14 protein-coding genes are annotated in these 13680 nt (G+C 54.3%); 9 read left to right on the top strand and 5 right to left on the bottom strand.

Annotated elements, in window-relative coordinates; genetic code table 11:
* Positions 1 to 127: 127 nt before the first annotated feature.
* Positions 128 to 1357 carry a GGDEF domain-containing protein gene (locus FJ695_RS19445; protein ID WP_141186981.1) on the bottom strand — a complete coding sequence of 410 codons (1230 nt, stop codon included), beginning with the start codon at positions 1355 to 1357 and terminating at the stop codon, positions 128 to 130.
* Positions 1358 to 1711: 354 nt separating this feature from the next.
* Here FJ695_RS19445 and rplM point away from each other — a divergent pair, with 354 nt between their 5' ends.
* Both rplM and rpsI read left to right on the top strand, forming a co-directional pair.
* The gene (gene rplM, locus FJ695_RS19440; RefSeq protein WP_141186980.1) at positions 1712 to 2179 is read left to right on the top strand and encodes a 50S ribosomal protein L13; all 468 of its coding nucleotides are present in this window, start codon (positions 1712 to 1714) and stop codon (positions 2177 to 2179) included.
* A 2-nt stretch (positions 2180 to 2181) separates the two neighbouring features.
* A complete protein-coding gene (rpsI, locus tag FJ695_RS19435) occupies positions 2182 to 2658 on the top strand; it encodes a 30S ribosomal protein S9 (RefSeq protein ID WP_141186979.1) in 477 nt (158 codons plus the stop codon).
* Positions 2659 to 2734: 76 nt separating this feature from the next.
* Here rpsI and FJ695_RS19430 read toward each other — a convergent pair whose 3' ends face one another.
* The 3 genes from FJ695_RS19430 to FJ695_RS19420 form a co-directional block, all read right to left on the bottom strand.
* Complete coding sequence (locus tag FJ695_RS19430) at positions 2735 to 4156, bottom strand: hypothetical protein (RefSeq protein WP_141186978.1); 1422 nt, start codon at positions 4154 to 4156, stop codon at positions 2735 to 2737.
* 712 nt (positions 4157 to 4868) lie between these two features.
* Positions 4869 to 5753 (bottom strand): serine aminopeptidase domain-containing protein, encoded by an 885-nt coding sequence (locus tag FJ695_RS19425; protein WP_141186977.1) that lies wholly within the window; start codon positions 5751 to 5753, stop codon positions 4869 to 4871.
* Positions 5746 to 6237 carry a MarR family winged helix-turn-helix transcriptional regulator gene (locus tag FJ695_RS19420; protein ID WP_141186976.1) on the bottom strand — a complete coding sequence of 164 codons (492 nt, stop codon included), beginning with the start codon at positions 6235 to 6237 and terminating at the stop codon, positions 5746 to 5748. Before FJ695_RS19420 ends, FJ695_RS19425 begins: the two co-directional genes overlap by 8 nt.
* A gap of 164 nt (positions 6238 to 6401) precedes the next feature.
* Between FJ695_RS19420 and sigZ the strand changes: the two genes are divergently transcribed.
* The 5 genes from sigZ to FJ695_RS19395 all read left to right on the top strand — a co-directional run bounded on the left by sigZ (position 6402) and on the right by FJ695_RS19395 (position 11307).
* Positions 6402 to 6947 (top strand): RNA polymerase sigma factor SigZ, encoded by a 546-nt coding sequence (gene sigZ, locus FJ695_RS19415; protein WP_209010732.1) that lies wholly within the window; start codon positions 6402 to 6404, stop codon positions 6945 to 6947.
* 76 nt (positions 6948 to 7023) lie between these two features.
* The gene (locus tag FJ695_RS19410) at positions 7024 to 7734 is read left to right on the top strand and encodes a glutathione S-transferase family protein (RefSeq protein ID WP_141186975.1); all 711 of its coding nucleotides are present in this window, start codon (positions 7024 to 7026) and stop codon (positions 7732 to 7734) included.
* A 167-nt stretch (positions 7735 to 7901) separates the two neighbouring features.
* Positions 7902 to 9287, top strand: a complete 1386-nt coding sequence (locus tag FJ695_RS19405) for an amidohydrolase family protein (protein ID WP_141186974.1) — start codon at positions 7902 to 7904, stop codon at positions 9285 to 9287.
* 29 nt (positions 9288 to 9316) lie between these two features.
* Positions 9317 to 10084, top strand: coding sequence for a DUF3299 domain-containing protein (locus FJ695_RS19400; protein WP_168206427.1), 768 nt, complete (start codon positions 9317 to 9319; stop codon positions 10082 to 10084).
* The gene (locus FJ695_RS19395; RefSeq protein ID WP_209010731.1) at positions 10030 to 11307 is read left to right on the top strand and encodes a carbohydrate porin; all 1278 of its coding nucleotides are present in this window, start codon (positions 10030 to 10032) and stop codon (positions 11305 to 11307) included. Before FJ695_RS19400 ends, FJ695_RS19395 begins: the two co-directional genes overlap by 55 nt.
* Here FJ695_RS19395 and FJ695_RS19390 read toward each other — a convergent pair.
* Positions 11304 to 12221 (bottom strand): LysR family transcriptional regulator, encoded by a 918-nt coding sequence (locus tag FJ695_RS19390; RefSeq protein WP_141186972.1) that lies wholly within the window; start codon positions 12219 to 12221, stop codon positions 11304 to 11306. The genes FJ695_RS19395 and FJ695_RS19390 overlap by 4 nt on opposite strands.
* Positions 12222 to 12336: 115 nt before the next feature.
* Here FJ695_RS19390 and FJ695_RS19385 point away from each other — a divergent pair, with 115 nt between their 5' ends.
* Positions 12337 to 13260, top strand: coding sequence for an SDR family NAD(P)-dependent oxidoreductase (locus tag FJ695_RS19385; protein ID WP_141186971.1), 924 nt, complete (start codon positions 12337 to 12339; stop codon positions 13258 to 13260).
* A 34-nt stretch (positions 13261 to 13294) separates the two neighbouring features.
* Positions 13295 to 13672, top strand: a complete 378-nt coding sequence (locus tag FJ695_RS19380) for a DUF4345 family protein (RefSeq protein ID WP_141186970.1) — start codon at positions 13295 to 13297, stop codon at positions 13670 to 13672.
* The last annotated feature ends 8 nt before the right edge of the window (positions 13673 to 13680 follow it).

Here is a 13680-nt window from a genome sequence, read left to right as displayed (position 1 = left end):
CCTCCCTTGATTTGCTCCCCCAAAAAAAATCTGAGAGCAAAACGGAAGTGTATTCGAAAAACGAAACAATTCTAGATGGTGAGGAGGGCTCGTTGAAGCAAGTTTATGGGATTATTCAAAAGGGCCGCTATGCCGATTGTTTAGCGCTGTCTTCCTTGAAGGTTCCTTCCAGATCCGAAGAATATTCAACGACCCTGTTGCGGCCGCCACGTTTGGCGGCATAGACGGCAAGATCGGCGCGATGGAGGGCTGTTTTTTCCGTGTCTCCCCGCTGGGAGAGATATGCACCGACACTCAGGCTCGGCGTATAAGTATTACCCTCGTGCGTGCAGGGTGTTTTGGCGCTTTCCATCACCCGGTCATAGAGCAGGCGGAATTCGTCCTGGGTGATGTTCCGGCACAGGATTACAAATTCATCACCGCCGTATCGGCCAACCACATCATCTTTCAAGCGAATGCAGGATTTCAAGACACTGGCGATGTGTTTTAGTAGAACATCGCCGCAAGCGTGGCCGTATTGATCGTTGACTTGTTTGAAATAGTCGACATCGACAAACAGGACCCCGGTCCCGTCAGCTCTGTCCGGGTCAATGAACAGCGCCTTCAAATGCTGTGTCACGGAATTGCGGTTTAAAACGCCGGTCAATTGATCGTAGCGGGTCAATTCCAGCATGCGTTTGTCGTTGTGCATCAGCTGCTGTGTGCGCCGGACAAAGGCGGCCACCGGGAACAACACAATCAGAACTGTGCCAAGGACAAGATAGAGGCTAACTTCCTGAAAGGTTTCTTCCAGGGCTTCCTCAAATGCAGTGGCGTCGACGTAAAGCTCAATGGTGCCGACCTTCTCGCCAGAAGCTGTGATGGCCGGGACATAAGCCTCAATGTAGGTTTCCGGTACGGTCCGCGCGCTATCTGGTTGCTCGTCATTGTCATCGTGGTGAACTTCGATGACCGGTTGCCCTGTGTTGAACGCCAGCAAGGCGTTCTTATTGGGTTTACCCTCTGCGGAATATGAACGTTCCAGACTTCCGTTTGACAGGAAAGTCTGCTTTCCATTTTGATCGAAAAGCTGAAAGCGGATGATATTGACCAGCGCGAAGGAATCCTCCAGCCGGTTGATGTCCTCCATGTCGCCTTCGCCAGTCTGAATCAAGGTGACGGCAGAGGGGGTCGTTTCCAAGAAATTCTGGGACCAGTGCTGCGCGCGTTCTTGCGCGTTGCGTTTGATCGCTTCCTGGACCTGCCAGTCGATCAGTGTATCGAGAGCGATCCACACAATACCGATTAGCGCCAGCGTGCCAGCCGCCGCGGCAAGGACGGTATAACGGTGGCGATCATAAAGGCGCCAAAGATTCATCCGAAATCCTTACAAGACTCCGCCAAAACCTAAACCGGAAGGACTTAAGGCTGTGTAAAGTCCTTGTGCGTTTGCACAGGGTCTGCAGGCTGTCTGCCGCCGAAAGTGCCTTTGGGTCATTCTAGTGAAGCCGGAAAGGAGTGTAGAGTCACCGGAAAATATGCGGTAATATAATACCGTTTTTTTAAGTCATTGAAAAACATAAGAAATTATAAGTGGTCAGCGAAATAAGGTTCTTGACGTCATCTGGGAGTGGGCGTATAAGCGCCAACGAACGAATTGAAGGTCCGTTCGCTGAGCTTTTTGTAAAGCCGCGCGGGCCTTTTCTTTAACCAGTAATCATGGATCGAACTCATGAAGACCTTCTCTGCCAAGCCGGCCGAGGTCGAGAAAAAGTGGATCTTGATCGACGCAGAAGGCATGGTTGTCGGCCGTTTGGCTGCCTACATCGCCAACCATCTGCGCGGCAAGCACCTGCCGACCTACACGCCGCATGTCGACACCGGTGACAACATCGTCGTCATCAACGCCGACAAAGTGGTCCTGACCGGCCGCAAGTACGACAACAAAAAGTACTACTGGCACACCGGCCATCCGGGCGGCATCAAAGAGCGCACTGCACGTGCCATCATGGAAGGCCGTTTTCCGGAACGCGTTCTGGAAAAAGCTGTTCAGCGCATGATGCCGGGCGGTCCGCTGTCCAACAAGCAGCTGTCCAACCTGAAGGTTTACGCTGGTCCGACCCACCCGCACGAAGCTCAGTCGCCAGAATTGGTCGACGTGAAGGGCCTCAACGCAAAGAATGACGGCAAGAGGGCTTAACAATGGCTGAGCTGCAATCCCTGGAAGAACTGGGCGGCGCGGTCGAAACCGCAGCCCCTGAAGCTCCGGTGCATGTCCAGAAGCTGGACGCACAGGGCCGTGCCTACGCAACCGGCAAGCGTAAAGACGCGATTGCCCGCGTCTGGGTCAAGCCGGGCACCGGCAAGATCATCGTCAACAAGAAGGACTTCACCGAGTATTTCGCTCGTCCGGTTCTTCAGATGATCTTGAAACAGCCTCTGATGATCACCGAGCGTGACGGTCAGTATGACATCGTCGCAACTGTTTCCGGTGGTGGTCTGTCTGGTCAGGCGGGTGCTGTGCGCCACGGCCTGTCCAAGGCGCTGACCCACTACGAGCCGGAGCTGCGCGGCGTTCTGAAGAAGAACGGCTTCATCACCCGCGACAGCCGTGTTGTTGAACGTAAGAAGTTCGGCCGCGCGAAAGCCCGCCGCTCCTTCCAGTTCTCCAAGCGTTAATTGCTGGATCCTTCTGGATTTTCAAATTCGAAAAACCCGCCGGAGCGATCCGGCGGGTTTTTTTTTGGAGGCGTTGTCAGGTGAAGTCGATATCGTAGTTAAAGCCTGCACCGCTGCTGCCGTTGTACCGAAAGTAGATTGAATCAACACCGATGATGTCGGCAGAACCGTCCTCGATCCGCATCCAGGAGTAGCTGTCGCCAATTGGGCCGCCGGGTCCGATATCCGCGCGGTGGTATCCCGATTCAACACTGAAGCCCAGGGCTTCCATTTTTGATTTATAGGATAGCCGGTTCACGCCGCCTGCCATCATCTCTCCAACATAATTAGCGAGCTGGGAATTGGTCATGAAGTCGACCATCTCCTGCGCAGCGGTATCTGCAGCAGTTTTTAGTGTCGCGGCATCAGAATTGAAATTGCGGGCAGTCAGTTCTGAATAGAGGCTTTCAAGGGCCTCATCCATCGTAAACGTTTGTAGCGGGATAGGTGTCGACGGGTAGTGTTCCCCTGTTTCTTCAACGAAAGCTGCAAAAACATTCAGCGACGTCGTTGCGATGCCGAGAGCTCCAGCACCGGTCAGCCCGCCAGTTAGAAAGCCGGCTGTCGCTGTTAAGATACTTAAACCTCTCATTAGATCGACACCATCGTTGCCATTAATGACGCCGTACTGGTCATACATTTCCTGCCACAACAATTCGCCCCATTCGTCAAACCCGTTATTGGCAGCAGACCAGGTGTTCAGTGCGGCTGTCGCGTCGGTTTCCAGTTGCAATACTTGGCTATTTGACAGATTGCCGAGATCCAATCCCATTTCTTCGCCGAGGTCGAATGCGCCGTCCTTCATCAACTCGAGACGGGTTGCAAACGTGTCATAGAGAGAGCCTAGTTGCTGGCTCCCAATTGAAAACATATCGATTTCTTGGATTGCGGAACGAGCATCACTGTAGTCATTGGAATCGGCCTGCAAAATCGTTGCAGTTAGTAGGAAGTTATCGATGCCGAAGGCTTCGTCGTTGGATGCTTGGTTCAATGACGAATGCCACTTGATTGTCAACTGTCCATCCGTGACAACGCTGCCTGGTAATTCGATTTCGTAGGTATGGCGCTGATCGACCCAACCCGCATTGGTGAAATCCGACGCGCTGCTAGCGGCAGTTTTGCGATAGGTGATGTTATCGTCGGCGGTCTGCCAGCCGTGTGTCCCTTCCGTTGTATAAACATGGAATGCACCGAGGTCGACTGTCACCCCGTTTATGTCGACATAAAGATGTTCGTTGTCCCAGGAGTCGACTTCCAGGAAATCGAATTTCAGCGAGAGCTCGCTGGTCCCGTTAGGGACTGTTACGGTTTTCGTGACGTCTTCATTTGCTCCGTAGTTTCCAAGGTACCCGTCCGAAGTGTCCGTGGCGGTCCACTTACCATTCACAAATCCAAATGGTGAGTTGCCGGACGTGTTGAAATTCCTGTTTCCGATGGTTTGAGTCGTTGTCGTAGTCATTCCATGTCCTCCTATCAGGAGCGCGATACGGTCACGAGTGCACTCAGAGGTAGAAACAATTCAATTGCGCACCGCTAATGTATCGCGCAAAAGTAGTATGTAAGCGCTTTCATCAAAATGCAAGCGCTTACATTTTGAGTATTTGACTGACTTTGGTTCAGAAGACCGGACTTAAGCGCACGATGTGCTGGTTCACTCAGCGAAACGAAAGTGCTTTCTCAAAAGCTTAGCGTTAAGCGCCGAACCTTCGCTCGAAGCAATTTATGCGCAGGGTTGTTTTGGCGGCACGGGTGCCAGAGCAGGTGGACGTCAAACCTGGGTGTCGGGAAGCGCGGCGGATTGCAGACCACATCGCTGCTGTAAAGGTGGGCGAGACGGTTTGGCATCATGCGCAGCGCGTCGGAACTTGGCACGAGTGTGGCGCAAGCAGAAAACTCGGCAACGAGATCGCAACGCGGCGCCTGTGGCCGGTTTTTTCGAGAACACGATCTGCGGCTCCAATGAACCCACCGCCATCCGGCGAAATCAGGGCATGTGGGAAAGCGTGGAGAGAAGCTGCGGGAGCTGCAGTTTTTTTGATGACGAACACTTTCACGACCGGGCATGTTCTGGATGTTGACGGCGGCCATATGATCCGGCAATACGCTACGCGATAGGGTCGGAAACCGGGAAGAATGTGTCTCCGGTTGACAGCCAGCTCGTGCGGCGATGGTTATGCAGAAGCGCCGCCTTTTTTCGTACGATCCGCTAGCCACTCATAGACTTCTGACCAAAGAGGTGCACACTCTGGTTTAAAGGCGCCTTCGTGACCAATGCGTTTGACATTGAGGTCTTGAGGGGAGGTGACGGTCAGGGATTTCGGGGCATTCGGATAGGCTTCCAACAAGACTTCATTGGCTTTCGGAGTCGCAATCGGGTCATCGCTGAACACCCAAGACCGGATTGGTGAGCGGACGGCTTCATAATGCTGGGGTGCTAAAGCGGCACAGAGATCCGGCAGGAAGTATTTCTGGCGATGGCTCCATTTCCGCCAAGTTTTGAAGACACGCGGCGGCAGGGCTTCGCCGCGCCAGCCGCCCACTGGTTTGATGTAGCCATGGCGCATTAGCGAGTAAGACCCAAGGCCCCACCAGAAAAACAGTTCGAGCGGCCGGTTGCGCAGTGCGTGGTGGCCAAAATATCCCGAACTCACAGCTAGGAAAGCGTTGCGGGCGATCTTGTGGTGGTTTGGCATCAGGCCGAGAAAATGCCCGCCGACACTATGGCCAATATGCGTGATTGGTAGGCCGGGCGCTGCTCTTTCCAGTGTTTCGATCCCGGCGGTCATGTCGTGGCGGCCCCAGTCCGGCAGTTCAATTGAAGACCCTTTCAGTGGCCCATTTACGGAATCGCCGATACCCCGATAATCATAGGTCAGGACGACAGCGCCCTGGTTGGCCAGATAGCCCGCCAAATGCCGGTAAAACCTGCGGGGAAAGCCTGTGCCTGCGGAAATCATGACCGCGATCCGAGGTGCAGGCCCAATGAAAAGGTCTCCGGCCAAGGGCCAGCCGTCGGAAGCTGAAAAAGTAATGGGTTTGCTTTGAACGTCAGGCATTCCCGAAAGTCTCCTTAACGTTTGATGTCCCGGAAGATTCGGTGTCTTGCCCGTTGATGATGGTGTCTGCGTTTTCAGCAATGTGTTTGAGGAAGCGCCCGATCACCTCTTGTTCCGTATCGGTGAAGGGGGCCAGCAAGGCAGCGTTATAGTGACGTGTGTGGTGACCCGCGTCTTTTGCAGCCTCCCGGCCGGCGTCTTCCAAAAACACCAGCGTGACCCGGCCGTCTTTCGGGCAGGGGCTGCGTCGAACAAGGCGTTTTTCCCATAATCGGTCGATCAATCCAGTCAGGCTCGATTTACCCATAGAGAGCCGGGCAGCAATTTCGGAAACAGGCTGGCCATCCTTTTCATTGAGCAAAAACAGAACAGCGATCTGGGTGATCGTCAGACCGGTGTTCTGGCGCGCACGGTGATCCGCGGCCCGGAAAAGCGCGGTATAGGCGACCTGCAGATGGTAGAATACGCGGAGTTTTTTGGACATTTATTTAGTTCGTATATGGATTATTTATAGTTCATATACGAATTAAAAATGCATCAAGCAAGATGATTTTTACGTAAACGAAAGATGGGTATTTTGCTGCTGGTTTCCGTCCTAAGGGATTGAACTTTGTCCGGACAAGCCCCAATCCTTTTGGCTGGAGAGTGATGATGACCCTTGAAGATGTTTGGAATGGATACCGCGGGCAGCTAAAGGCCTTTTTGCATTCCCGTGTGTCAAACCCGGCGGATGTGGATGATCTCCTGCAGGAGATTTCCATCAAGGTATTTGCCGGCCTCAAATCGCTCAAGCACGAATCCAAACTTCAATCCTGGCTCTATCAAACAGCCCAGAACGCCATTGTCGATCACTATCGCAGGGACGGACGGGGCAAGGATCTGGCGGCCGAGGATCTCTGGTATGACAAGGATGAAACAACCGTCCGTCAGCAATTGGAGGGATGTATCAGGCCGTTTATTGCCGCTCTGCCCGAAGAGACGGCCCAGCTCCTGACCGCGATCGATCTGAACGGCCAGCCGCAAAAGGCCTATGCCGCTGAACACGGTCTTGGCTATTCGACGCTGAAATCGCGGGTTCAAACAGCGCGGTCATCCCTGCGCGGGCTGTTTGAGGACTGCTGCCGGATGTCACTGGATGCAAATGGCAATATTGCCGATTACAGCCCGAAGGGCGGTTCTTGCAAAAATTGTTGAGCAGGGAGCAACTTCTTTTCGTCTTTTCCTGAGCTGCGCCGTCTTACCTGTAGATCCATGAAAACAGGAAAGACAGATGATAAGACTTGTGAGCTTCAAAATCTGCCCGTTCGTGCAGCGTGTAACCGGGTTGTTGGAAGCCAAGAACATCCCTTATGAAATAGATTACATCAGTTTGAAGGACAAACCGCAGTGGTTTTTGGACCTGTCGCCGACGGGCCAAGTGCCGATGCTGATCACTGAAAATGGTCAGCCGCTTTTCGAGAGCGATGCGATTGTTGAGTACATCGATGAAACCACGCCGCCGCTGCAGGACGGTTTGACACCGGAAGACCGGGCACTGAACAGGGCCTGGAGCTATCAGGCCTCCAAACACCACCTGGTTCAATGCAGCACCATGCAGAGCGCTTCCCGCGATACCTTTGAAACGCGGAACGAAAAGCTCAAAAAAGCCTATGCCCGCGCAGAAGCCCAGATCCAGGAGGGGCCATTCTTTTCCGGCAAAACCATCGGCAATGTCGATATCGCCTGGTTGCCCTTACTTCACAGATCTGCCCTTGTTGAAGAGCACAGCGGCTTTGACATGCTGGATGGCTTTCCCAAGGTGAAAGCCTGGCAGAATGCAGTCCTTAAGACCGGCCTTGCAGACCGCTCTGTGTCCCCGGACTTTGGACCGGAGTTTTCCAAGTTTTACTTAAACGAACGCACCTGGCTCGGCCGCGGCGCGCCGGAAGATGAGCCGGTCGCAACAATTGAAGCCGCCGCAGGCGGCGGTTGCTGCGGATAGTCGCAGTGGAAAAGAGTGCCAGGAACCGCCAAAAAGACTGGTGGTTCCTGGCAAACCTTCTTTGTCCTCCCGGTGAACAATACTTCTGTGCTGTTGGAACTGATCCGTTTGTCCAGATCTGGGCGTAATAAAAGATATGCTCAGCTGGATTGAAACGGGGGACACAAATGCGATTGAAGAGTCTGATATTCGGAGCTGTAACTTTTGCGGTGTCGAGTGCTGCACATGCCCAAGAACCAGCTGCACCCCAGCAGACCTTGTTCACCAATATCCACGTCTTTGACGGTGTGAACGAGCAGCGGATCGAAAACGCAAGTGTGCTGGTAGAAGGCAACTTGATCAAGACTGTGTCGACTGGTGTGATTGAAGCGCCGGATGCCACGGTTATCGACGGTGGCGGACGCACGCTGACGCCGGGCTTTATCGAGAACCATGCGCACTTGATGCTTATGGGTCCCAGTTTGAGCGCGATGGAATCCGGTGTGACGTGGGAGGACTTTGGCATCCATGCCACGCGGATGGCAGAGATGTACCTGATGCAAGGTTTCACCACAGTACGTGACGCCGGGGGTGCCAATGGAGGTTTACGCCGGGCGATCGATGCCGGTCAGATTCCTGGGCCGCGCTACTACCCTTCAGGTGCCTTTTTAAGCACCCGTGGTGGCCACGCCGATTTCGCCAATTTTACGGCCCCTCCAGGCATCGAGACCAACTTCAGCCGTCTCAACATGTCGCAAGAAGTCAGTGGCGTGGATGATGTTTACAGGTACGGGCGCAATAACTTCCGGATGGGGGCGACCCAACTGAAATTCATGCAGTCCGGCGGCGTCGTTTCGGCTTTTGACCCGTGGCAGCTGCTCGCTGGTTCGAAGGAAGAAATCGAGGCCGCGGTCCAAGTCGCCAATGAATACGGCAGTTACGTGATGGCGCATTCCTACCGCAAGGAAGCGATTTTGAATGCTCTGCATGCCGGTGTGAAGACCATCGAGCATGGTTTTTCGTTCGATTGCGAAATCGCTGAAATCATGACGGAGAAGGGGGCTTATATCACCACGAACTTGACTGCTTTTGACCCGGGCCTTCTCGATATTCCAGCCGTCAAGAACCAACCCTCGAGCCTGGCCAAGGCCATTTCGGCATCGGCAACCTTCGAGAATTACATTCCGAACATGAAGAAGTGTCCAGTGAAGCGGGGGTTTCAGACGGACTGCGTTGGCTCGGTCGAGGCCTGCAACATCCAGGTTGCCTATGAGAAGCACCTGAATGGTGAGTTCTTCGGCGCCTACCAGTCGATGGTTACGTTGACTTCGATCGGTGGTGAAATAGCCAAATTGTCTGGCGACTTCATGAATCCCTATCCGGCGGGCAAGCTCGGTGTGATTGAGGAAGGCGCCTACGCTGACATTCTCCTGATCGACGGCAATCCTCTAGAGGATTTTTCGGTTGTCGGCACAGGTGACACATGGTTTGGCGCTGACCCGCGCCCGGAAAGCCCGGAAACTATCCGTCTGATCATGAAGGACGGAAAGATCTTCAAGAACACGCTGAACTGATGCTGAGCGTTGCGGGACGGATCGTCGTCATGAAAAAAATAGCAGGAAAGGTTGTTGTTGGCGTGTTGCTCGGAGCAGCAGCCGGTCTCTGGGTAACGGCAAGTGTTTCTTGGGCATCTGAAGTCTCTTGGAGTGATCTGCCTGACGCGAAAGTGCAGGAGTATGAAGATCCTTATCGGGATCTCACATACGATCAGATCGACAGTTTACGGACAATCGCGCAACTACGAGCACGCTTGAAAAGCGAGGCTGCACCGGGCAACGTGCACAACGACCTGAAGACGCGGCTTACTGATTTACTTAAGAGTTGGGAGACGTCCGGTCGTGACCCCGATTGGCTGATTAAGCAGCGGTGGGTTGTCGCCGAGCGAAGGAAGCTTGCTGCGACGGCAGGCAATCCGGATTTGGACGGGAGGGAGGTCACCTTCTCTGGATTTGTAATCCCAGCTCCACAAGATGCCGAAGGCAGATCCACCGCCTATTTGGTCGAAGTGCGCGGTATGTGCAGTCACATGCCGCCGCCTCCGCCAAATCGACTACTTCGATTGGTGTTTGAAGACGCCTGGTATCCGCGGTTCATTTATGAGCCGATTAAAGTCAGCGGCAGACTTGAAATCGCGCCCAGCCAGAGAACCATTCGTGTTGTTGACGGACCCGTCTCCATGGCGTCTACATTCCGGCTCGAAGTCGCCAGCATCGATGTAACGGTATCCCCAAACATAAATGCAAGTGAACGTAAGCCGTGGCCCTTGAGACCTCATTGGCAAGGGCGCCAAGCCGGAACGAGCCGCCCTTGAACGTCGGCGGCAGACATCCGGCGCTCACAAGACGGCTCTGCGTAGGCTTTCTTGTCCTGGTGTTCGGTTCGGCGCAGGCCCAGGATCACGGCAGCGGAGGTCTCGGTGGACCGAGCTCTGTACAATCGGATCTTTCTGACGGTGATGGACTGACCGACCCGCAATTCCGATCCCGGTTCCCAGAACCACTTCTGCCGCATTGGTTTGCGTTCAAGGAAACACTGAAAACAAATGCAAACATTGATTTCAAGATCGACTATCTCAGTTTAGGACAGTGGTCGAACTCAAATATCGGCCAGGGCCACGCAGTAGGCGGGATGGCCCGGATATATGGAACATGGCAAGCGTTTGAAAATGGAGGATTGACGGCCAAGCTAGAACATCGCACGGCCTACACCTCTGTCGCGCCGCAGTTTTTTGGGTTTGACAGCGGCGCGCAATCAATCACCGGCACGGCATTCAACGACATCCAGCTGGCCCTCACAAATCTTTTTTGGACACAGCGGGCGGAAGGTGGGGCCTGGGTTTTGCAGGCTGGGCAACTCGATGTAACGGATTTCGTTGATGTCTATGGCCTCGTCAGCCCATATACGGCCTTTCAAAACTTGGCTTTCAATACCAATCCGACGATCAACGCGCCGAACCAAGGCCTCGGAATTGCTGGCGGTGTCCGTTTGCATAAAAACATCTATGCGATCGCCAGTGTTGCGGACGCAAATGGTGATCCCACCCAACCAAATCTAAATGTCTTCAACAAGCGTGAAACCTTCAAGAGTTTTGAACTCGGCTTCATGAGTGGCCAAGACCGGATATATTTCGACAACATCCACCTGACCGTGTGGCAGAGCGACGGGGCCGACGACGGGTCTCGCAAGGACGATTGGGGAATTTCCGGATCAGCGGCCTGGTTCTTCGACAATCGATGGATGCCGTTCCTGCGTGCGGGCATTTCTCAAGGAAAAGCCGCACTTTACAAGAAAACAATTTCGGCGGGGCTTGGGCTTTATACGCGCGAAACGGATCTTTTCGGAATTGGTCTGAACTGGTCCGATCCGGGAGATGCCTTTGACGAGGATCAGTACACAGCTGAGATCTTTTATAGATTTATAGTTTCGCCGCACCTTGCAATTACGCCAAGCTTGCAGCTGATCGCCAACCCGGCACTCAATCCGGACCAAGAGAACCTGGCCATATTCGGCCTTCGCGGACGGATTGCGCTTTAGATTGACGCCGTTCCAGAGACCCAGAATTCATTGCGCCGGGCGGTGATGCGTCCGGCCAGGAAATCCACAAACAGGCGGACGCGCGCCGTGTTTTTCAGATCCCTATGGAGCAGCAGCCAGATGCTGCGGTAGGGCAACGGCTTCTGGAAAGGTGCGCGGATCAGGTCTGGATGGCGGTCGCCAAGATTGCATGCCAGATAAGCCATGCCGAGGCCGGAGGCGGCGAGGGTTATCAGCGGCACGAGCTCGGAGACCCGGTGCCGGAGTGTGGCCTTTGGATACCAGCTTTTTAGGATCCACGGTGCCGTCGTGTCGCCCAAGGGTTCATGCCAGCCGATGAATTCCAACCCTTCGCCCTCATTGTCGCGAACCCTGTTGGCATAGTCTCTGGAACAATAGGCGGCTTGGGACATGTCGACGAGACGCCGGCCGACCACATCGTCGGTAACCTCACTGGCGATCCGGAAGCTGATGTCAGCCTCGCGGCGGGTTAGATCGGCCACCTGATTGCTGAACTGCAGGTTCAGATCAATATCGGGATAAGCGTCGGCGAAAGCGGTGAAATCATCCATAATGGATGTCATCGCAAAGCCATGCGGCAGGCTGATATGGATGGTTCCACTCGGCTGGGTGTCTCGTCCGATGATGACGCGGGAGGCCGCCGCCATTTCCTCCTCAATCCGCTCCGCATGGGGCATCAGGTCTTCGCCCAGCTGCGTCAGCGCCAAGCCGGCTTTTGACCGGTCGAACAGGCGGCTGCCGACACGGTCCTCCAGAACTGCCAGGTGCCGTGACAAGGTCGTGTGGTTGACCTTCAGCGCAGTTGCGCCGCCGCGGAGGGTCCCGCTGCGGGCAACGGCAAGAAAATACTTCAGGTCATCCCAATCGAGGGAGTAACTTTCCGGAGTTGGCATGGCCATTTTCTCTGGTTCATTATTGAAACACCTTGTCTGAATTTACCTATCTACAGCGCAATAATCAAACACCTTACCTTCCAGTCAGACGAAACGAATGGAAGGAGTTTTCGAAATGGAAAACATCAAATCAGTCCTGATCACTGGAGCCAATGCCGGCCTTGGCCGTGAGTGCGCCCGCCAGCTGGCGCTGACCAGTACAATTGAAAAAGTCTATCTGGGGTGCCGCAGCCGTGAAAAAGCCGAAGCCGCCTTGACCGCTTTGGTTGCCGATACCGGACGCAATATTTTTGAAATTGTTCTGCTCGACGTGATGGATCCAGGATCTGTGCGGACGGCGGTTTCCAACATGAAAGCACCGGTCGACGCGGTGATCCTGAATGCTGGTGGCACCGGTGGACGGCACCCGACTGCACTGACGCCGCAGGGCGTCATGAACATCTATGCGGTCAACGTGCAGGGGCATGTTGTCCTGATCGACGAAATGCTGAACCGGCAGCTGATCACGTCGACCGTGCTTTATGCCGGGTCGGAAGCCGCCCGCGGCATTCCGAAAATGGGAGTTGCCCGTCCGGCGCTCAAAGATGCGTCGGTCAACGAGTTCTTGAACATTGCCGTCGGCCGGACATTCACTGCAAAGAGCGATCCGATGGACGCTTACGCCAGCGTTAAACTGACGGCGGCGCTCTGGATGTCATCGATGGCCCGTAAGAACCCGTATCTGCGTTTTGTGACTGTCAGCCCGGGCGGCACCACCGGCACCAACGGGTTTGACGACATGCCGTTCCTAAAAAAGCTGATGTTCAAGCACATTGGCGGAGTCCTGATGCCACTCTTCGGCATGATGCACAGCGTGGAAACCGGCGCCAAACGCTACGTCGATGTTCTGACCAACACGAAATTCAAAAGCGGTGGTTTTTACGCCAGCAAAGAAGGTTCGCCGACCGGAAAGATCGTCGATCAATTCCCGATGTTTGCCGCGCTCGCCAACGAAGAGTTCCAAGACAACGCCAATCAGGCGGTTCACCAGCTGGTTTAACGGACGCAGATCATTCAAGTTTAGGAGACGTACAATGGAATTTACACTTCAAATCATGACCGTTCTGGCCGCGATCATGCTGTTCGGCCTTGGAATGACATCCATGTTTGTTCCAAGCAAAATGCTCAAGAACTTTTCCGTCGAGCCGATCGGAACTGCAGGATTAAGCACAATTCGCTCGGTTGCCGGCGGATTGTTTCTGGCAAGCTTCGGTCTCATCGCCTTTGGCCTTGCGACCGGTCAGACGGAAGCCTTCCTTCCTGTTGCGCTCCTGATGGCTGCGGTTGTTATCGGGCGGTTTGTTGGTCTGGTCGCAGATGGGTTCGATAAGTCCGTGGTTCCGCCGATTATCGTCGAACTTGTCATCATCGCGGTTCTGATCAATGTCCACGCACCGACCGCTATGATCTGATCTTTCAT

This window comes from Labrenzia sp. PHM005 (assembly GCF_006517275.1).
GTDB lineage: Bacteria > Pseudomonadota > Alphaproteobacteria > Rhizobiales > Stappiaceae > Roseibium.
This window is presented reverse-complemented; position numbering and strand designations above follow the sequence as displayed.